The 21113-nt window shown below is 31.1% G+C and carries 15 protein-coding genes; 7 read left to right on the forward strand and 8 right to left on the reverse strand.

Annotated elements, in window-relative coordinates:
• Nucleotides 1-39 precede the first annotated feature (39 nt).
• The 5 genes from B6F84_RS13580 (at nt 40) to B6F84_RS13595 (ending at nt 6822) form a co-directional block, all read left to right on the forward strand.
• Nucleotides 40-2091: a hydantoinase/oxoprolinase family protein gene (locus B6F84_RS13580; RefSeq protein ID WP_148692939.1), complete on the forward strand. Its 2052-nt coding sequence runs from the start codon at nt 40-42 to the stop codon at nt 2089-2091.
• A 2-nt stretch (nt 2092-2093) separates the two neighbouring features.
• Entirely contained in the window at nt 2094-3830 is a 1737-nt protein-coding gene (locus B6F84_RS13585; protein ID WP_148692738.1) for a hydantoinase B/oxoprolinase family protein, read from the forward strand.
• A gap of 460 nt (nt 3831-4290) precedes the next feature.
• Nucleotides 4291-4821, forward strand: a complete 531-nt coding sequence (locus B6F84_RS13590) for a zinc ribbon domain-containing protein (protein WP_148692739.1) — start codon at nt 4291-4293, stop codon at nt 4819-4821.
• Nucleotides 4822-5589: 768 nt separating this feature from the next.
• Nucleotides 5590-5730 (forward strand): hypothetical protein, encoded by a 141-nt coding sequence (locus tag B6F84_RS13960; RefSeq protein ID WP_187152710.1) that lies wholly within the window; start codon nt 5590-5592, stop codon nt 5728-5730.
• A 60-nt stretch (nt 5731-5790) separates the two neighbouring features.
• The gene (locus B6F84_RS13595) at nt 5791-6822 is read left to right on the forward strand and encodes an AsnC family protein (protein ID WP_148692740.1); all 1032 of its coding nucleotides are present in this window, start codon (nt 5791-5793) and stop codon (nt 6820-6822) included.
• A 184-nt stretch (nt 6823-7006) separates the two neighbouring features.
• On the opposite strand, the gene rfbB is transcribed toward B6F84_RS13595, so the two are convergent.
• Both rfbB and B6F84_RS13605 read right to left on the reverse strand, forming a co-directional pair.
• Nucleotides 7007-8008: a dTDP-glucose 4,6-dehydratase gene (gene rfbB, locus B6F84_RS13600; RefSeq protein ID WP_222703228.1), complete on the reverse strand. Its 1002-nt coding sequence runs from the start codon at nt 8006-8008 to the stop codon at nt 7007-7009.
• Between the two features lie 341 nt (nt 8009-8349).
• The gene (locus B6F84_RS13605) at nt 8350-8772 is read right to left on the reverse strand and encodes a hypothetical protein (RefSeq protein ID WP_148692742.1); all 423 of its coding nucleotides are present in this window, start codon (nt 8770-8772) and stop codon (nt 8350-8352) included.
• Nucleotides 8773-9408: 636 nt separating this feature from the next.
• On the opposite strand from B6F84_RS13605, the gene B6F84_RS13610 reads away from it, so the two are divergent.
• Nucleotides 9409-10545: a hypothetical protein gene (locus B6F84_RS13610; protein WP_148692743.1), complete on the forward strand. Its 1137-nt coding sequence runs from the start codon at nt 9409-9411 to the stop codon at nt 10543-10545.
• 280 nt (nt 10546-10825) lie between these two features.
• Here B6F84_RS13610 and B6F84_RS13615 read toward each other — a convergent pair whose 3' ends face one another.
• The 3 genes from B6F84_RS13615 to B6F84_RS13625 form a co-directional block, all read right to left on the reverse strand.
• Complete coding sequence (locus B6F84_RS13615) at nt 10826-11998, reverse strand: AAA family ATPase (protein WP_148692744.1); 1173 nt, start codon at nt 11996-11998, stop codon at nt 10826-10828.
• A gap of 553 nt (nt 11999-12551) precedes the next feature.
• Nucleotides 12552-12977 (reverse strand): hypothetical protein, encoded by a 426-nt coding sequence (locus B6F84_RS13620; RefSeq protein ID WP_148692745.1) that lies wholly within the window; start codon nt 12975-12977, stop codon nt 12552-12554.
• On the reverse strand, nt 12964-13257 hold the full coding sequence (locus B6F84_RS13625) for a hypothetical protein (protein ID WP_148692746.1): 294 nt from the start codon (nt 13255-13257) through the stop codon (nt 12964-12966). The genes B6F84_RS13620 and B6F84_RS13625 overlap by 14 nt, the downstream gene beginning before the upstream one ends.
• Before the next feature lie 152 nt (nt 13258-13409).
• On the opposite strand from B6F84_RS13625, the gene B6F84_RS13630 reads away from it, so the two are divergent.
• A complete protein-coding gene (locus B6F84_RS13630; RefSeq protein WP_148692747.1) occupies nt 13410-14357 on the forward strand; it encodes an IS110 family RNA-guided transposase in 948 nt (315 codons plus the stop codon).
• A gap of 1502 nt (nt 14358-15859) precedes the next feature.
• Here B6F84_RS13630 and B6F84_RS13635 read toward each other — a convergent pair.
• The 3 genes from B6F84_RS13635 to B6F84_RS13645 form a co-directional block, all read right to left on the reverse strand.
• On the reverse strand, nt 15860-18853 hold the full coding sequence (locus tag B6F84_RS13635) for an nSTAND3 domain-containing NTPase (RefSeq protein WP_148692748.1): 2994 nt from the start codon (nt 18851-18853) through the stop codon (nt 15860-15862).
• Nucleotides 18854-19155: 302 nt separating this feature from the next.
• On the reverse strand, nt 19156-19839 hold the full coding sequence (locus tag B6F84_RS13640) for a hypothetical protein (RefSeq protein ID WP_148692749.1): 684 nt from the start codon (nt 19837-19839) through the stop codon (nt 19156-19158).
• A 367-nt stretch (nt 19840-20206) separates the two neighbouring features.
• Nucleotides 20207-20950, reverse strand: coding sequence for a hypothetical protein (locus tag B6F84_RS13645; RefSeq protein WP_148692750.1), 744 nt, complete (start codon nt 20948-20950; stop codon nt 20207-20209).
• Nucleotides 20951-21113: the final 163 nt, after the last annotated feature.

Genomic DNA, 21113 nt, shown 5'->3' on the forward strand with positions numbered 1-21113 from the left:
TATTATTTTTTTATATTTATTAACGAGATACACTTAATGATGATAAGAGTAGGAATAGATATAGGAGGAGCTTTTACTGATATTGTAGTTTATGATACTGATTCTGAAGAAATTCAATGGATAAAGAATGAAACTACATCTGAAGATCCATCAATTGGAGTACTTAATGGAATAGATTGGCTAAATATAAATTTAGAAGCAACTAATGAAATTATACATGGACAAACGTTAGCTATTAACACTATAATAGAAAGGAAAGGAGCTAAGATTGGCTTAATCACTACAAAAGGTTTTCGAGATATTCTTGAAATTCAAAGAGCAAATAGAAGGGACATGTATAATTTTAAATATAATAAACCTGTTCCCTTTGTTCCAAGATATTTGAGATTAGAAATAAATGAAAGAATAGATCCTAAGGGAGATATTTTAGTAGAATTGAATGAAAATGAAATTAATGAAATATATGATAGATTAAAAAATGAGAATGTAGAAGCTATTGCAGTATCTTTAATTAATTCCTATGTTAATCCTATCCATGAATTAAAAATAAAAGAACTTATAGAAAAAAATAAACCTGACGTTATAGTAACATTATCTCATGAAATAACAAGGGAATGGAGAGAATATGAAAGAACTAACACTACAGTGCTTAATGCGTATATAATGCCGAAGATGCAAAAATATTTAAGCAAAATTGAGGATGAACTTAAAAAAAGAAATTTTAAAGGAAATTATTTTGCAATGCTTTCTAATGGCGGAGTAGCTACTTTTGAGTTTGCTAAAAAATTTCCCGTATATACTTTAGAATCTGGTCCTGTTGCAGGAGTTATAGGTGCAATTAAGATAGGAGAAATTCTTGGTGAGAAAAATCTTATAACAATGGATGGAGGAAGTACTACTACTAAGGCTAGTTTAGTAAAAGATTTAGAACCTACAATAATTACTGACTATTATATTGGAAGAGATAAGTATAGCTCTGGATATCCAGTAAAAGTACCTACAATAGATATTGTAGAAATAGGAAATGGTGGCACAAGTATTGCATGGATTGACGAAACCGGAAATTTAAGAGTAGGACCTAGAGCCGCTGGTGCTTATCCTGGTCCAATTTCTTATGGAAAAGGTGGTAAGGAAATAACTGTAACTGATGCGTATATTGCTTGTGGATTTCTAAATCAAAACGAATTATTGGGTGGAAAAATAAAGATAAATAAAGATGTTGCATTGCAAGCAATTTCTGCTATTGCAAATTACTACGATGTATCAATTGAAGAAGCATCATATGGAATTATAAAAATTGCTAACGATAATGCAGTAAACGTAGTAAGACTAGTATCTATCCAGAGGGGATATGATCCAAGAGACTTTACTTTAATAGCATATGGAGGATCTGGTCCTATGTTCGCACCTTTTGTAGCAGATGAATTAGAGATAAAGAAAATAATAATTCCAGCCGTTCCTGCAGGAGTATTTTCAGCATGGGGAATGTTACTAGCGGACATTAGACATGATATGGTATTATCATATCCTATTAGGATTGATAAAGAAAATAGCATTGACATAATAAATGAGAAATTCAGCAGTATAGAAAGAAAAATAATATCTACGTTAGTTTCAGAAGGCTTTAAGGAAGAAGATATCTTAATAACTAGATACGCTGAAATGAGATATTACGGTCAAGAGCACACTGTTAAAGTCAATATAATGCCAGGCGTCATAGGAGAGAAGGAAATTAGAGAAATAGAAAGAAGATTTCATGAAGCTCACGAACTTGCTTATGCATTTAAATTAGATAGTCCAATTGAACTAGTGAATTTCCACGTTAGTGGTATTGTAAAGACTAAATCAATTCCAATAAAAAAGAAGATAGTAAATAATTATGAATTTAGTAATTCTCTCATTAGTAAGAGAAAAGTATATTTTGAGGGAGACTACAATGAATGGAATGTATATAATAAAGAGAAACTTTTACCTAATCAATATATATATGGACCAGCTATTATTGAAGATCCTACTTCTACTGCGATAATTCTTGAAAGCCAAAAAAGTGTTTTAGACGAATTTGGTAATTTAATTATAGAGAGGGATTAAATATGATTAATCAATTCACATTAGAATTAATAGAAAATGGACTAGAAGTAGCAGCTCAAGAAATGTTTTATGCTTTTGGAAGAACTGCAAAGAGTCCAGTTATATATGAAGTATTAGACTATGCTGTAGGAATAACTGATTATAAAGGTAGAGGTTTGGTCGCACAAGCACCTGGTGTACCTGGATTTTCTGGTGTTCTAGATTTTACAATAAGAGAAGTATTAGATAAATGGAATAATAATATAAAAGAAGGGGATATAATAGCTACTAATATACCATATTCTGGTGGAACTCACCTAAATGATGTAGCATTAATAATGCCAATATTTAGTAGAGACAAACTGTTAGGATTTATAGTAAATAAAGGACATTGGAGCGAAATAGGAGGAATGCATTTTGGAAGTTGGACATCAGATGCCACAGAAGTATTTCAAGAAGGACTTCAATTACCTAATATAAAATTATTCGTAGAAGGAAAGCCAAATAAGGATGTAATAGATATAATAAGTGCTAACTCAAGAATGCCTAGTGCAACATTAGGAGACATGGAAGCACAAATAGCCTCAATGAAAGTAGCATTAAGAAGAGTAAATACGCTGATTGATAAGTATGGATTAGAAAACGTAATAGAAGCAATGGATAAGTTAATTGAAGATGGGGCTAAATTAAGCAAATTAAGGTTAAGTAAATTACCTAAAGGAGTTTTTGAAGCAGAAGATTACATAGACGATGATGGAATTTCCGATAATCCAGTCTATGTTAAAGCAAAGGTCACTATAACTGATGATAATTTCATAGTAGATTTTACTGGTAGTTCTGATCAAGTCAAAGGACCAATTAATTCTCCATTACCAGCTACAGTATCGGCAGTAAGAGAAATATTTATGGCTATTACAGATCCTCATGCTTCACCTAATGCGGGTTACTTTTCCACTTTAAAAGTAATTGCACCAGAAGGCAGTATATTTAATCCTAAGAAACCAGCTCCTACTTCAACATACTGGGAATCAATGTCTTATGCTACTGATTTAGTGTGGAAAGCCCTAGCTCCTCACATACCAGATAAACTATCCGCAGGCCATTTTCTATCTATATTAGCTACAATATTAGGTGGTTATAATGAAAACACTAATGAACCTTTTGCTATTGTAGAACCGCAACCAGGAGGATGGGGAGCTTGTAACGAAAAAGATGGAGAAAGTGCACTAGTAGCTAGTGGCGATGGAGAAACATATATAGCATCTGCAGAAGTTTACGAAAATAGAATGCCAATCTTAGTTGAAAGAATATCATTAAATACTGAAGATGGATCAGGTCATGGTAAATATAGAGGAGGATTTGGAATTATAAAAAACTATATAATTAGATCTAAGGAAGCTTACTTCACAGTATCCATTGGAAGATCAAAATTCCCACCATGGGGAGTAAATGGAGGTTATAATGGTCCATCTAATTATGCTATAATTTATGAAAAAGGAGAAGAACCAAAAATTATTAGAAAAGCAGCGTCAATAAAATTGAAAGCCGGAGATAAAGTAAGCTTACATAGTGCAGGAGGCGGAGGATGGGGAGATCCATTAGACAGAGATCCAGAACTAGTTTTAAACGACGTGAAAAATGAGTATATAAATTACAATATCGCACAAAAAATATATGGAGTAGTAATAGAAAATGGAAAAATAAATTACCAAAAAACTCTTGAATTACGGAGTAAACTGAAAAACTCTAAGACTAAATAATAACTATAAAATTTTTACTAATTTATCAAGACTATAGAGAATATATTCCATAAGACAAATTAGTTTAACATAGTATAGTGTGTATCATTTGAATAATTAACGCTTATTTCACGAATAGTTCTGATTAAGAGAATAGCTTCAATTTTCAGATAATCCACAAATTAGTTTTTACGCGTTATATTTACAATAGTGGAGTTTAGGCTATTTAAAGAATTATTGTCATTCTATTTTTATAATATCTGCAAAAGGTGATGAAATCCATTATTTATTATACAACATTTTTAAATCGTATTGAAGGTGAGAGTTTTAAATGACTGATACTTTTTTCTTCTATAAGAGGAATTAATGATGAAGTTAACAGTATTTTCAAAATAAAGGCTTTGAAGATTTTAAGTTATGATGTAATTTAGTAATGTAAAAATAGAAAAATTTTTATATTGGCATAAAAAATATATTTAATGTGTCTATAATTTGTCCTTATTGTGGATATGCTAATCCTGATGAAGCACTATACTGTATGAGATGTGGGGCTAGACTAAATCCAGGTTCATTTACTGGAACATTTCAACAGCCTTACACTCAGCAAGATAACTTACCAAAAGAAATGTTTGATATTAATAATCAAATGCAAGGGGATATATCTAAACCATATGAAAGTGTGAAAAGTTTCATAACAAGGAAAAAAACGATAGTTAAAATAATGAGTAATCAAGTAATAAGAGATGGTTATATAAATCTTAAAATTGAATCGTTTGTTCCAGCTGTCATAACTTCAGCTTATATTCAAAATCCTTACATTCCGGCAACTTATATTAATCCAAATGTATTAAATCCTGGAAATACTGATGTTAAAATATATTTTGGCAATAGAAGTTCTCTTGTACCTGGAGAAAGTTATATTTTAATTATGGCATTAAATATAAGTCCAGGAAATGATAATGTGCCATCAATAAAACTTGACATGCCGACTGTTGTAAAATATGAATCATGATAGCAGGTAATCAAAACTTTTCTTACCAATTAATTATCTCCGTTAAAGTTATAAAACTTCTATTCAGTCTTATTCAATATTTCGTTGGATATTAGAAGTTTCTGATCTATTACTCATCGCCATATAATCTATTCATTCTTTTATGAGAATTAAAATGTGAGTGTTTAAAATATTCATGTCGTCGGATACGTATAAATAATTTCTAGGTTTTTCAGTATAATTAATTGTAAGTCTATCTTGATAAAGGGAACTTATATATGTAAAATTTTTTTAACTACGTGACAAGATGAAAGTAATCAACAATTTCTTTTGTATTTGTAAAAAGCAATTTATAATGTATATATTAAGTAAAAATACGCAAACTTTTTATAGCAATAATAACCAATATACTTATATAATGGTATTAATTCTTTAAGGCAATCTTTATGGAGATAAAAACAATAAAATGTCAAATTATTCCATAAATAAAGGAGAGATGCGTTTAAATGAACGTTAGATTTCAAAGAAAGAACTTCAATTACCTAAAAAAGTTAAAATTATATTATTTAATTGATAACCCAGATAATTACTACTATATAAATATATAGTTCTTAATAATACATACAAAAGTAGGTAAATTTAAACTGAAAACTTTTCATTTTTATCTGGTTAAAATATCGCACTAATTAATAAAAGTTTAACACTACAAAATCTATAAAATAGTAGTTATTTATCTTAATTTATAGAAAAATTTTTCTTGAAATCCTCCCTAATTACTTTTGAAGAAAAATGAAGTTCAACCTCACACCACAAAACACTTTAATGATAATAAGATTAAGTATAGCAGTAGCAGGATTAGCATTAGCAGCACTAGGAATAGCACACGTACTAGTACACGCAGGAGTATCTAATAGTGGAGCTGGAGATTGAATAAAAAGTTTTTAGTCTTATTTAAGGTATGTTTTTAATTATAAGTTACTCTTTTTTAGTGTGCAGTTACTTTCTCAGAAGAACAAACTTTCTACACTCCTCTATTACATTCAGAGGTTTGGAGATTTAAACCCAAAAATTTTGGGATTATTATCTGGAATAAAGGATGCTGAAGAATTAATCAGCTATCTGAGGAATAATTACGAGTACAGGACTTTTCCTTTCTTCAATGAGAAAGCTTTGGGATTGGATAAGTACATTTTTACTATTTATTCTCGAAGGAAATTTGATTTGTTGAAATTGTATGAAATGTTTGATGGAATGATTGGTTTCGCTTTGAGAGATGTTTTCAATCCTTCCTCAATTAATTTGATGATTTATTCAAATAGTTTAAGTTTTTTCAAGATTTTTGATTATTTGCTTGATAATGATTTTATTTATCATTATGAGTACTTAGGAAAAGTAAAAAGCAGATTAATTTATCCTTTAGATTATTCAATGTTCAATTTTGAAACGAAAGAATTTGAGGGAATTTCTCCTAGGGAAAGAGAACCATTTCAGAATGTTGATTTGACGGATGATTTTAAGCCAGATTATTATGACGTAAGAATAATAGGAATGAAACAAGAAAGAACAGACGTTGGTTTGAAAGAGCTTTCATCTCTTCTGGGGATCTCATTTAGAGATCTGCTGTATCACTATCAGAAGCATGTTGCAGGAAAAGGATTAATACCATCATATATTACTTATTTTACTAGGTTTACTTTTAGGCTACAAGTCATCTTTAATAAGGAAGAGACGTTAAGGTATTTAACTAGAATTCCTACTTTATACTATGTTCACGTTTTAGATAATTATTATGTTGCTCATATCCTAGGTTGGAAGGGTCAATTGTTAAAGTACGTTGAGTTCATCAAAGAAGCTGAATACGAATTTAACGATAAAGTGTACTTGTCTGTTCATCCTTATACTTCTAAGTATCTTTTGACTGCTTCTATTCCTTATGAGCATTTTACTGAAGATGGGAAGTGGGATTTTAATGTTGAAAGGATGATTTCGAAAGCTGAGAAGGTGATTGAGGTAATAAAATAGGTAGGAGTTATATTTGCTTTGTGATTTTTTGACTTAACGTTGACTTAGAAGATTTACAGATAGTTAACAAGAATAAAATTAGGAAAAAGTTTTCTCTGTTCTATCCTAAGGAGGGAAGAGAACTGGATGTGAGTATCAGATGCAACGTAAAATTGCTTACTTTTTATGGTTTTTACGTTTCTTTTTATTTCCATGGTGTTTCTGCTATTACTTCTGGTGTTAGTATTTTTTTCCACCACCATTCGTTTTGTATGTACCATTCTACTGTTTTCTTTAGTGCTTCTTGGAATGTGTGTTTTGGTTCCCATCCCAGTCCTCTTATTTTTTGTGAGTTTATGCTGTATCTTATGTCATGGCCTGGTCTGTCTTCTACGAATTTTATTTTTTCTTCTTTGTTCATTATTTTAACTACTTCTTTTATTATTTCTAGGTTGGTTTTTTCTTGGTTTGCTGATATGTTGTATATTTCTCCTTTTTTTCCTTTTTTCGCTACTGTGTATATTGCTTCGCAGTTGTCTTCTACGTATATCCAGTCTCTTACGTTTTTTCCTGTTCCGTAAACTGGTATTGGTAGGTTTAGGAGTGTTCTTATTATTGTTTTTGGTATTAGTTTTTCTGGGTATTGTCTTGGTCCGAAGTTGTTTGATGTTCTGGTTACTATTGCGTCTAATGAGTATGTTTTTACGTAGGATAGGGTTAGTAGTGTTGCTGATGCTTTTGATGCTGAGTATGGTGATGATGGTGTTAGTTTGTCGTTTTCTGTGAATGATCCTTTTTCTATTTCTCCGTATTCTTCGTCTGTCCCTATTTGGATGAATCTGGTATCGTATTTTCTTGCTGCTTCTAGTAGATTCAGTGTGCCTAGGACGTTTGTTTTTACGAATTGTGTTGGGTCTTTTATGCTTCTATCTACGTGGCTTTGTGCTGCGAAATTTATTATTATTTCTGGTTTGTGCTGTTTTATTATTTCTTCTATTTTTTCTTTGTCTGTTATGTCTGCGTAGATGAATTTGTGTTTTGTTTCGTCTATTCCTTTTAGGTTATCTGGATGTGAGCCGTAACTTAGATTGTCTACGTTTATTATGGGGAATTTAACTTCTTGTTCATCATCTTTTTTGTTTTCTACTATGTATCTTATGAAGTTTGAGCCAATGAATCCCATTCCGCCTGTAACTAGCATAATAATAATTGGTTTGAACTTTGTAATATTTGTATTGTCTTAGATTTTAGGTTTTAAATGGTAAAGGACGAGCTTTCAGCTCCTTTTTTGATTAGATCTAATTTCGATCAACTGATATAGTTTAATTTTTTGTTTTCGTAAATGTGATGACGTTAAAGAATGAGAAACCTAAATGTACTTTTACTATGATATTATATAAATTAACTGTATAAGTTTTTTATTCAGTTTTGTGTAATGAAACATTCTTCGGGGCGTATATATAAAAATGTCAACTGTATATAAGAGGTGTTCTATAATGAGTTATTTTCATCTTTACGAGTGTGGGTTTCCTTATCCTCGAAATGTTTTTAGATTTTTACCCATTGCTGAGAATCAAGATTATATATGTAATTATATGGTTTTAATATGGGTATAGGGATTTTAACTAGATATTCGTCTGCACCACCTATTGTTTTGCGTATAGGTTGCACATAACCTTTCAATAAGAAATATCTCTTACGAAGATCATGTGGTTTTAATAAACTTAAAACGTAGCTTATGGGAAATCCTCCAACTCTATATATTTGTTCTTTTTTAATACGTAGATATTGATGTGCATCGTCTTTGGAATTAGTAAAGAATGTGGTAAAATATGTTCCAATTATATTGTGCGAATAGATTATTCTATGTTTTTTGATAAAATCAAATTCATTTTGATCAACATATCTATATAAGTGTTTAGTATTAAATATGGAAACTCTCTCGAGTGAGACTTCTAAAAATCTAGCCATTTAAATTAATTAAAGATTCTTAGTAAATAAATCTTGTTTTCTCTGTACTAGTACTGAAAATTCTGCATTTGATAATGATAATGTGTTTGTGGAGTACCAGGAAAATTGAGGTTATTCTCTTGATTAGTACTGTTCGTAAATAAGCGTTAAGTATTCTAAGTATACACTAATGGTAATGTACATGAATTAGCTAAAATTTTGAGGTAAGTTTCTTATTTCATAAAATATATTTAAAATTGAAAAAGTTAGCTTGTTCTAAGCTATTTCCTTCATGTTAGACTATGTTCATAATGTCGTTAAGTAGTTAAAAATTTTACATTCCTCTCATCAAGACAAACTTACAATTAATGATACTGAAATACCCTAGAAATAATTTATGTTTATCTGACGACACTATGGATTATGTTCAATAGCTTATTAAAGGAGTTTAAAATCTTTATTAAAGTTATGCTTACTCTAATGAGAAGTTTCCAAATATCTCTCTAGATTAAGAAAAGTTTTTTCCAGTTATAGAAGGGTGAGTTATTTATCCCTAAGAGAAATAAGATTCAAGTTAGGCTTTATAATTTGTAATAAGGATATGTACGTATAAACTTTTCTGGGAAAAATATAATATATTATGCGTATATTATAATTATGGAAAGAGCAAAAAACAGAGAGGAAAGAGCAAAAAAAGGAGACGTAATTCCAATAAATAGTGACGAGGAGTTAAGGAAAGCTTTAAACATTATCAGAGATATAATTGACATTAGTGGTAAGGAGTTTGAAGAATTGAAGAATTACATCATGAATGAGTTAAAAAACCCCAAAGGGCAGATTATTGTAATTGCAGTAGAACAAGATGTTGAAAAATCATACTTAGCTTATAGGATAGCTAAAGAAATTATTAATAATGGAGTAGAACTCTTCTATATAATTGACCCAGAAAATTTTATAAAACAATCAAATTTTATAAAACAATCTGGTCGCGCTGTTTACCTCTGGGATAATAAACGTTACGATGAAAAATTGTGGAAAATAATCAAAACAGACTTTATTCAAAATAATCTAATTATAATATTCGTAAATGACTATATATATAACAGAATGAAGACTAATTTAATTAAAAAATATAGAGATGCTAAGATTAGATTTGAGAAGATCAAAGAATTTAGGATGAAAAGACCTTCTAATGAGGAATTGGAAAATGCGATTAACGACCCCTCTAAGATTGAGATAAATAGATTAAAAAATGATGTAAGTGAAGATAAAAATAAAGAGAAAGCTACTTCAAGTACTTTACCACCATCTCAAAACAAAAATCAACGTCCTGATCCTCCCTCATCTCAATCTGATAAAGATATAAATAAAGCTTTGAATAGAATGATCATTGCGTTTAAACGTTTTAGATATCTACTCAAAGGAAAAGGTTTTGAATATACATATCTCGATCCTTTTCCTTTTGATGCAAATTCTATTACTCTGGCCTTTGGAGATCATGAGTCTGAAAATCTGAAGGATAACTATTTTACAATCGGATTTGAAAATATTGAGATAAATGAAGGAAAAATTAGTTTTGATGTAGGAATGGTTTGGTGGAAAGGCAAAAAACGCCCTACTGAAAAAGATTTTGTAAATGAAGGAAAATTCAAAGGACTCGACGGCTGGTTATGTAATCAAGAAAGAAAATTTACCATTGACATAAATGCGGAAGAAGAAGAATACGAAAAAATTCTCGAGCAATGTTACAGTGAATCTGGTATAAGCCAATTACCTGTTCTAATTAAAAAGTGACTTGGTACATCTATTTGAAAACTTAATAAGTAGAGTTAGGGATTTAATTTGAAATTTTTTGCATTTAGTTTGTATCTGGGAAAAGGTTACCAGGACTTTTCACATAATAAGATCGGGGGAGAAGGAACAAGCATTGACTGGATTTAACTTTGTCTCCGCTCTAGACATAAAGTAGATAAGGGGCAAAGAAATAAATGCCTTCTCTTCTAGAGCTATCATTTAGTTTTCCCAGATATTACGTTATGGATTTCTCAATATTGAATGAGCTTAAAAAGAATATTTAATCACGTTGAGTTTCGGATTTAAATATTTCTTCCGCTGATTTTACAATACCTTTTCTGTTGGGCTCATCAGTTGGAAGGCTGTACTTATCATCTATTTTTTCTACGAGTGTATAATCTACTAGTCTGTTCAATAGTTCGTAAACTCTTGGTTCAGGTATTTCTTCATCTAAAATTGTTGATGAAACTTTTTTTATTTCTTTGAGTTCTCCAGTTCCACCTAACCTATCTAAGGCTAAAATTATCGCTGAATACCTTAAAGGTGACTGGCTATTTTCAAGGAAATTTTTGGCTTCGCTTTTAGCTTCTTCTTCTGCTTTAGAAACTATGTCGTCTATGCGTGGTTTTTGTCCGTGTTTTACTGCGAATGAGTATTCAGAACCGAATATGGTTAACCAACCTGGAATTCCGTCTAGTTTTTGAACTGCTTCATCTATAATTTGTTTATCCACTGAAATTCCTTCTTCTTCGAAACCTTTGGTAAGGAAGTCTTCACTTTGGTCTTTAGTAAACCTTTCTAAGGTAATTTTCCTTATATATCTTCCAAAAAATGGTTCTTGATACTCTATATCTTTCAGCGTACTCTCTAAAATTCTGATCATACTCCCAGTGAAGATGACCACGGTATTGTTGCATTCTTCATAAATATCGTGAAAAAGGGAAGGGAAATTTATTCCTGCAATTTTGCTTAACTCTTGTGCTTCATCCAGCACTATTGTCACTTTTTTTCTATTGTCTTTTGCTAATCGATCTAATTCTAAGAATAAATAGGAGAGATCTTTAGTATCAATTTTTTTCAGTTTTCCTTTAACTTTTAGTGAAGAAAAATCGACTTCTTCTAAACCGACTATATTTGAAATAATTCTAGATATTTTCCCTAGAAAAGTATAATTCCTTATTGTTAAATTTGTGCTTTCGAGAAGTAATGAGAGGAATGAAGCCTTATCGTACTGTTTCTTCTTCGTTGTGTTTAGTCTAGTTAAATTAACGTAAATTGGTATGCTTCCGCTTTCTTTTACAGAAACGTTAACTACGCTACTTTTTCCTATTCTTCTAATTCCTAATACTGCTGTCCATTCTCCTCTAAAAATACTGTCCTTTATCATTTCTATTTCTTTCTCTCTATCGTAAAGGTCTTTTCTATCTTCTTTTGGCCTGGTGGAGAAAAGCATTATTACGGTACCGTAATTATTACGGTGCCGTATAATAAAAACTTTGTTCTGTGTTGGATTGCAGTCATGAAAATTAGTATGTAATACGTAGTTTGTGGATTATCTGGAAACTAAGGCCATTCTCCTTATCAAAATCATCCGTAGAACCGACGTAAAGATTCAAATGGTACACACACTATGTAATACGCTAAAATTAAACGTAAAGAAATTAATGCACAAAAAGTTAGTCCCAGAAATATGCAAATACTAACTAGTATCAATTTTGTGATTATTGTAATATACCTAGGATTTGGTGTGTATCATTTGAAACTAGACGGCAATTCTATGAATAGTTCTAATATAGAGAATAACATCAATTTTCAGAAAATCCACAAACTATAGAGGGTTGCATAGATTACAATTTATCTTGCATTATTTGTTGATTTTCTTTACTGCATTCAAACGCACTATTCAAGTTAAGCGGATAAATAATATAGTACTTAACTAGATTATCTGCCTTAGTAAGAGATGCAAACTATAATTGATGAGTGAACCCTTAAAGCTAGAAAGGAAATCAGTACATTAATTTACTATTTCTAATATCGTATATAGACGCTGGAATTATTGGCCCATCAAGAAGCACTATTAATGGACTATAGTATGTCTCGAAGTTAGTAGACTGAGCCTGTGGTATGTATAAATCTAAATCTTTTATTATCGTTTCAATGTCTTCTTTTCTAGGTGGTTTAATATACAACAAAGATATTTCCGTAAATGATGCTACTCTAAATTGAACTTCATGATCTAGTTTCAATACATCTTTTGCACATATTTCATCATTAGTAAAGAGATACGTCCAATAAGTACCTCCATATACATGAAAATTAATAGACCATACGTAGCCATTTTTTATTATAAAATTATATTCGTTTTCATCTACATATCGAAATAAAATTTTATTTCTATTATCAATTATATTGTTTGCATTACATCCTTTCATACAAATTCTCCGTAATTTCATTAAACATCGTAATAAGTTTTGTTATATTATCTTCAGTAATTTTATCTTTTCCATACTCCTTTATTATTCTCCCTTTCATTTTCACATAACCACGAGAAAGAACAGTAGTTAGCCCTTCACTATTTATCTCAAAATTTGAGAGTTTAATTAAATCATCTATCGTCATACCCATAAGAATAAACTCGTAAGTATAGAAAACACCAGTAGCATAATCATCTAATTCCCTTATATCTTCAATTGCGATAACACCCAATCTCATATAAAACATATTAGTCGGGTTTGATTTATACAAACCCGATCAGGGTGAGGCCGAACTCAACCTGGAGCTTTAAGCTCGGCCGAAAGCTTGGCCTCCCCTCCATCCGTACCGGAAGTTGGGCAAAAGCCTGGATAAAACATGAGGTTGGGAAAATGGAGGGACAAAAAGCAGGAATAGATGTAGGAAAGAAAAACTTGTATTTAAGCTACCAAGGCAAAATATACAAATTAAACAACAATGAACAAGGATATGAAGAAATAAGAAAAATGCTGCCAAGAGGAACAAAAATAATACTAGAAGACTCTGGAATATACACTAGAAAGATAATAAGAGCGCTAGGCAAAGACTTCGAAATAAGAATAGTAAACCCCTTGATAATATCAAAACACAAGAGTATAAGAGGAAAGAAAAGCGACAAAATAGACGCTAAAAAACTTGCAGAAATAAAACTAGATGAAACAAGAATGGGCAAAATCTCAAAAGAAAGAGAACTAACAACCCAATGGGACTTCATAACAAGAACAACAAGTAAAATAAAAAACAGAATAAGAAGAAACCTAAACTCTCTAGGACTCGACGACAAGCTAAACAAGGATAACCTTGAAAAAGCCATGAACATGAACGAACCAGAAGCTGACGAAATAAAATTCTTATTACAAGAGCTGAAGCACTTCGAGGAAAGGAAGAAGAAAATAGAAGAAGAACTAAAAACCGTCATTCCAAGAGATCACGTGATTTTCACAATCCCAGGCATTGGTGAGACTATTGGTTCCTTAATCGTTGCTAGAGTGGGAGACTTCTCACGTTTCTCGACGAAGAAGAAGTTTGTTGCTTACTGTGGCCTAGATCCTTTTATTGAGCAAAGTGGTTCAAGGATTCTAACTCAAGGAATTTCTAAGCGTGGTGATGCGTTATTGAGGAAATTGTTCTATCTTTCTGCTTTAACTGCCATTAGGGTTAATCCTACTATTAAGGAGTTTTACGAGAATCATAAGGGGAAGCTGAAAGGAAAGAAGTTAATTATTGCTTGTGCGAGGAAGCTAGCTGTTATAACTTGGGCTGTTTGTTATTACAATAAAGCTTACAGCGAATTACAGTAATTGTATAGGAAATCAACGTAAAAATTTGCATAAGTAGTGAGGAGTATGCAAAAATTTCATCAGAAAGATTTTTATACCGGAAGCTTTCGTCTGAAGTTCTCACTCCAAATTTCATATATGCTCTATTAGGTTCAATTCTGTGCTTAAAGTAAGGTACTTCTTTAGCATACTTCTCCAATGCCACAAAATTATTCTCTATAATCTTGTAAGTTTTTTCCCTCATTTTCTCCCCAGCTTAGTTGAACCTTATTCTTACTGTATTTAAACTTTTTGCCCATTTTTCTTAAATTTTGAACTTACATAGGACTCTTGCTGATTCCACGTCTAAAAGGTTCTGTCTCAGTCTAAAGCGTTACTTCTACGGTAGTTACTCCCTTATGAAAAACAACGGATTCTTGCTCTTAAGAACTTTAACCCAGAAAGGCAAGATTTGTCCTTTTATTTTACCATTTCTATTTCTTTCTCTCTATCGTAAAGGTCTTTCCTATCTTCTTTTAATCTAGCGGAAAAAAGCATTATTACAATACCATATAATAAAAACTTTATTCAAAGTAATGAAGAGGAATACGTTAAGAAAGGACTTATCTAATTTTTAGGTATATTAATTCTGTTTTTGATAATTTCTAGTCTAGGACGATATGATTTAAGGAAGAGTCATTTTCAAGTACTAATCAAACTTATGCTAATAGTCGAACATACTGGGTATACAGCAGGTTTGAGATTTAGAAGAAAACTTTAAAGACTGTATTTACAATATTTATATTATGGGACTGCCAGGGGATACTGGCAGGATGATCGAAATAGCGGACTGTCGAGGGATATCGACAGGATGATGCAAATATAAAACCTTTATGTTTATTATCAGGAAACATTTCTATAAGCGAATCTGGAAATCAGTCAGATAAGGACGCTTACCCACTTATTATGATAATAAAATAAAAGATATGAGCAAGATATAAAAACTCATGAACTACTCCTTTCTTATGGACTCTATAAATTCAATTCATGAAAATATTATTGAACTTCATTTAATAATAGAAAAAGAAATTAAATTTTTGCAAATAAATTAAATACTACAAAAAACAGTGTAGGAGTAGTAATAAATCTTTCAATTAAAAATTTTGTGAACTTATATAAATTCTGTTTTACAAAAGCAAAATAAGAAAAAGTCCAAAACCTTGGATATAAAATATTTTTTGACGTTCATTAAAAAATGAGATTGCTTTTTATTAATCCTTATTTATATTTTTAAGAAGTTGATTCTAGATAACAGTTTCCGAAAAATCCACTCATGATTTTTAGTTAAAAGACAATAAAGGTCTATCAATAGGATTAGACTTAATTTTAAAATATGAGGTATAATTATAAAATAATTAATCTTGTTTTGCTCTTGAATTTATTGGTTTCTATAAGGCATTAATTTAGTTAACTATTATTAGAGTATCAGAAAATGGTGAAGTAATTCATAAATTTTACCTCATGTTAGAGAATCTAATTTACCTTTATTTATTATTAGTTTTTTTAATCTCATCATCACTTATTATACCCCTAGCCTTAAGTTCAGGAAGAATTAATTTAGCACCATCACTTATAAATGAAATATCTGAAAAGAGTAGCTCTAGGTAGTAGATTTTCCTTTTTACTGCTTCTTCTTTAACAATTATTAAAGGAAGTAGTGGTAACATTAACAAAGCGAGTAGTCTTGCTATTTCATCGTTTGATTCTAGTAATTTCAAGAAATAGTTAGAGTCTTCTTTATTAATTATTCTTTTATCAAGAAGTTCTGATAACTTGGACCAGGCGTCATCTCTTATTATTTCATTGTTTGATTCTAGTAATTTCAAGTAGTAGTTTTTCCTTTGTATTGCTTCTTCTTTATTAATTATTCTTTTATCAAGAAGTTCTGGTAACATTAACCAAGCGAGTAGTCTTGCTGTTTCATTGTTTGATTCTATTAATTTCAAGTAAATATATTTAATAACATGTTTAATATTCTCGACTTCTAGAAAGTCTTTCTGCAATATATAGATAATTTGAAATATTACATATCCTAAAGCGTCTATGAGTATAGTTCTATTACTCTTTTCAAAGATTACCATAAGATATTTTAAGAGCCAGACTTCATACTTCTCTCTTTCTTCCTCCTCTAGGAGCCAAAAGAGTGATAAAGTATATGGTGGATAAAGTCCATTAAGTTCGAGGTCAACTAAATTTTGTGGATCTTCTATACTTTCAATTACCTTCAAATACTTATCCTTATTCTTCTTAATATACTCCCTAATCTTCTCCTCAATATTCTCCAAATAATTCGTATCTATATTCTCTGCTTTAAGTACTTCCTTTAAGTTCTCTTCTATACCTATGAGTACAGAAGGATGAATTGGAACTACTTCACCTTCGTAATTTACTTCAAATAGGGGTAGTCTTACCTCCTCTTCATCAATGTATCTCCATTGTAGCTTGGTTAAAGCATTTATTAATAGTTTTAGTTCTTGATCTTCTACTTCATCTTCATCAACAAGAGGGTAAAAAGCGTTAAGATTTACTCCCTCCATACATGCTAGCTTAAGAAAAGAAAGGAGGCAGAGTTTCTCTTTTTTAACTTCATGTAGTCTTCCATTATTCTTATATAGAGAAAGATAGGCATCTTTAACTCTATTCTTAACATATTCTTCGAGGGAGTGGATGTTATGCATATTTTCAAGGAATTTTTTGATTTCCTCTTCACTTATACTACCTTTCCTTATCTTGTCAAAGAAGAAACGAATGAAAATTGGAAGACCTTTACTTTCTCTTATTATATCATCTTTGAACTTCTGTACTGTTTCTATTTGAGGAGAATTATTTCTTTCTTGCTCTTCCAATAATTTCAGTTGAGAGTAAAACACTTCCGCTAGCTCTTTCTCAGAAGCTTGCTTTGTTTCAATTTCCATTATCCTCTGTTCGATGCTTTTAAGTTCTTCATTATTTTCTTTATAACTGTCCTTTAGCTTCTCCATCATTTTATTGAATCTAAAGTTAGATAGTGAAATGATGACTGGGCCATTAGGCTTATTTTTTGAATTTCTTCCTACCTTAAAGATTTCCCAAGAGTTCTCTTCAAAGTTAGAATCATCCCAGAGGTAAACTGCCCTATTTACGGGCATATAATCGGTGAAATTCCCTGGTCCTTTTATCCAATAGATTTTTATATCCTTGTATTTTTCTGCTATATCTCTTGCTATCCTATAAGCTAGGTAGGTTTTACCAACGCCCATTTCACCCCTAATTACAATAATCTTTCCAGTAGGGTTACTCAATTCCTCTTTTACAAGCTCCCACACTTTGTTAAATTCGTCTTCATGAATGTTGACTACTTCTCCTTGAATATTGTAAAATAACGGAAGATCTTTGCCAGTAATTTGCTTTATCCCAGGATGAGTTTCTTCAATTAATTGTTCAAGTTTTTTGTATTTTTCCTCATTATTTAACGCTTCAAGTGCTTGGCATACTTCATTAAAACTAACGCCTAAGTAGAAGGCAAGACTATAGGCAAAGAATTTCCTCAAGTCATCATTAAGAGTCTTCCATTTAATTACTAATTTTAGGAATCCGTTAAGTGGATTCTCGTCGTTTGACCTAATTGCTCCTCCAATTAACACACTCAGTAATGTTCCTCCAATGGAACCAAATGTGGATGATATGAAATTCAATACTTCTGGTTTTATAATCTTATTAAGAATTTCATTCAAATTATTTGTAATAATCTCAGTGCCTCCATCAATAATTCCTCCTATTATCAGATCTTTAATCTTAGTTTTTTCCATTAATTCGTTAAGAGTTTTTAGCTGGTGCCTTAGTTCATCCTCCTTTCCTTCCTTAATGTAGTTCAGTAAGCTGGGCATGACGTAATTAATTCCAAACCAGTTTATTCTTGTATTCTCTTCTTTAAGGATGTCATTTAGCTTTCCTATATCTTGAGAATCTTTATCTTCCGATAATATCTTGTTAGGTATCCAAAATGGAATAATGTAGGCGTCTTCGTTTTCTTTCATTATCTCTTTAAGGCTTTTTACTATTGCCTTCGAGATCTTATCGCCAAATAGTACTTCTTTCTTTTCTAGTAGTAGCCTAATCCTCTCTTTTGATCTCTTGTCATCGCCTACTAATTCTCTCTCTAGGTCATTTAGAGGGACTGATGTTGTGAATAAATTCTTTAATTTTTCCTGGAATTTCTTAAAGAACTCTTTTATCTTATTTTGATCGTCTACAGGAACTTTCTCCTCTTCATAACTTAATACTTTTTCAACTATTTTGGAGGGATCAATGTCGAGTCCTTCACAAGGGTAAGTTTTTAGGTGATTTATGAAGTATTTTTTCCCAGAGAGAGGAGGACCAACGATAATAATCTTTACTTGATTTCCTTTCTCTCTAAGAATATCGCAAATATACTTCTCAGTCTTCTCAGTCTCTCTTATGAATGGCTCTAAAAATTTCTCTTCGAAGTTTTGTGGCACATAAATTATTTTATATTCACATTATTTATATATTATGAACAACGAAGATGTAATTTAGTTACTTTTAACATAAAATTGCTGGGTACACGAAAAAGCATTATGGAGTTGTAATTTCCTCCGCATTCTAAGCAGTATTCTACAAATTCAATTTATGAGAGATTTCTAAGATTTATTTAAGCTAACAGAAAGAATATAAATTAAAACTTAAGAAATAAATTGAATTATATGAGAGAAAAACATTCGTGGATAGGCAATATTAAATTATAATTTTTATGAGTGTAGTTGTTGCCTGGTTCCATGTTTTATGTTTTTGCCACCGATGCTAGCTTGTATGTCTCTTCGATTAAATGTTTCATTACTTCTACTGCACAATCTATATTCTTCTTGGCTTCTTCATTATCTAGCCATATTTTCAGATCATTAGTTATTGATGAGTTATTCTTTATTGAGCTTTTTGATGCTTCTGTAAGTTTTCTAGTGAATTGTTCAGCTAAGTGTGCAATATGATCACCATTATTCTTAACTTTATTAGCGCATTCGGTCAAATTATTATTCAATAGACCACCAATCTTAGCGCAATTAATCAAAAACTGGAAACCTATCTTCTTATCTTTTAACATATTAATATTTTGGTCGTCAGGGGTGTAACTAACGAGTACGCCATTATTATTGAATTTAAGATCCTTAGCGATAAGCCTATAGAACAATGCAGCCTCTAGGGCTGACCTAGCCATTATTGCTGATGGTTCATTAAGCCCCATTCCGAATGCTAATAATGCCTGCTTAAGGAGTTCAATAGGGATGTAGAACATAAAGTAGGTTTCATTGAAGCCCCTAGTTTGGGCTAGTGAATCCAACTCATCATCAATGAACTTAAACCTTTCAGCATGGAAATTACACAATTGCACCTCAGGCCAACCATTAACATGCTTAAGCTTAACAGGTTCTGTATTCTCATTTATGCAATATGGTACCGAACACTTCATAAGCAATATTTAGTCAATTTAAGTATTTAATATTATATGCTAAAGTTTAATTGCATTATTGTCTATTCAATGTTTCTGCTATTCGCATTAACAAGTCATATATTTTTGCTATGCAATGGGCTAGTGGTTTCCTAACGCTCTCACCATAAATAGTGACTTCTGCATCCTGCTCCTTTAATTTGACGATTAGTTCTGAATCTTAAATATAAGCTGTATAGCCTAACTTAGATCGATCATCTGTCCGTGTCGTCTAGCTTCTCTTTTGAAGGTCCTATTGCTCTGTATTTGTTGTAGAAGATAACCACGAATTCCTTATCGCCAATGAATTAAAGCATGAGTTTTTTCCTGATATATCTTTAGCAAAGAGTTAAGTGTGATTACAATCGCTATTTTCTATACGTTCAATAAAATCATCTAAATCTTGGTCAGACATTATGTCATCAATATGTTTTTTCTTCTTAATCCGTAGGCATAGGGATGCTGGGTCAGAGTTCTCGCAATAAACTATTATTTTTATTATATCATCTTGATTAATTACTAAGGGAGCATTAACTGATTCTATTTGATTATATGGGATATTAAATTTTAAATTCTGAGAACCAAGAAAAGTCTCTTTTTCATTTGCATTGTTTGCGTTATATCTGAATAAGACTATTAGGTCAACTAATTCAAAATCGTTTTTTGTTATGGTCATAAAGAAGGGTACTTTTTCTTTTCCGTATATGCAAACATCCTTAAAATACATATGCCAAATAAGCCTCTCCAAAGATGTGACACTTCCAGAAGACGTAAATTTAATAGCCTTAACTACACATTCTCTAGCTTGTGTATTACCAGTATTTTCTATTTTTAATTTGATAATTTTTGCTTCACCGATAGTAATATTTTCAGCAATATAAACTGGCTCTCTGTTTGCTACAGTAGCACCATAAATCTCAAGTTTCAGCTTAGGTTTCTTTAATAATTCAGCATTTTGTTTCTTTAATTCTTCCACTTGTCCTTGTAATGCCTTAGTTTGTTTATGAGAATAATATACTGAGAATGCCAAGGCTGTTGCTGAAATGACGCTTGCAGATGCGCTTAAATAGGTTATTATATCTAATATACCCAAATCAGATCACTATAAATATTGAATTAAAGTGATGACAAATAAAAATCTTTTTACAGATTTAGAAGTATTAGTGCTTAGTAAAATACAAAATAGAGAAACTTCTGACTTCCTCTCCGCTACTCCCTAAAATCACTTTCTTAGAAATAAATTAATAAAAACAGTT

It is taken from the genome of Acidianus manzaensis, assembly GCF_002116695.1.
Lineage (GTDB): Archaea > Thermoproteota > Thermoprotei_A > Sulfolobales > Sulfolobaceae > Acidianus > Acidianus manzaensis.

Coding starts and splice junctions, on each gene's coding strand:
- B6F84_RS13580 (WP_148692939.1), top strand. CDS start 40: ATGATAAGAGTAGGAATAGATATAGGAGGAGCTTTTACTGATATTGTA.
- B6F84_RS13585 (WP_148692738.1), top strand. CDS start 2,094: ATGATTAATCAATTCACATTAGAATTAATAGAAAATGGACTAGAAGTA.
- B6F84_RS13960 (WP_187152710.1), top strand. CDS start 5,590: ATGAAGTTCAACCTCACACCACAAAACACTTTAATGATAATAAGATTA.
- B6F84_RS13605 (WP_148692742.1), bottom strand. CDS start 8,772: ATGGCTAGATTTTTAGAAGTCTCACTCGAGAGAGTTTCCATATTTAAT.
- B6F84_RS13610 (WP_148692743.1), top strand. CDS start 9,409: ATGGAAAGAGCAAAAAACAGAGAGGAAAGAGCAAAAAAAGGAGACGTA.
- B6F84_RS13615 (WP_148692744.1), bottom strand. CDS start 11,998: ATGCTTTTCTCCACCAGGCCAAAAGAAGATAGAAAAGACCTTTACGAT.
- B6F84_RS13620 (WP_148692745.1), bottom strand. CDS start 12,977: ATGAAAGGATGTAATGCAAACAATATAATTGATAATAGAAATAAAATT.
- B6F84_RS13625 (WP_148692746.1), bottom strand. CDS start 13,257: ATGAGATTGGGTGTTATCGCAATTGAAGATATAAGGGAATTAGATGAT.
- B6F84_RS13630 (WP_148692747.1), top strand. CDS start 13,410: ATGGAGGGACAAAAAGCAGGAATAGATGTAGGAAAGAAAAACTTGTAT.
- B6F84_RS13640 (WP_148692749.1), bottom strand. CDS start 19,839: ATGAAGTGTTCGGTACCATATTGCATAAATGAGAATACAGAACCTGTT.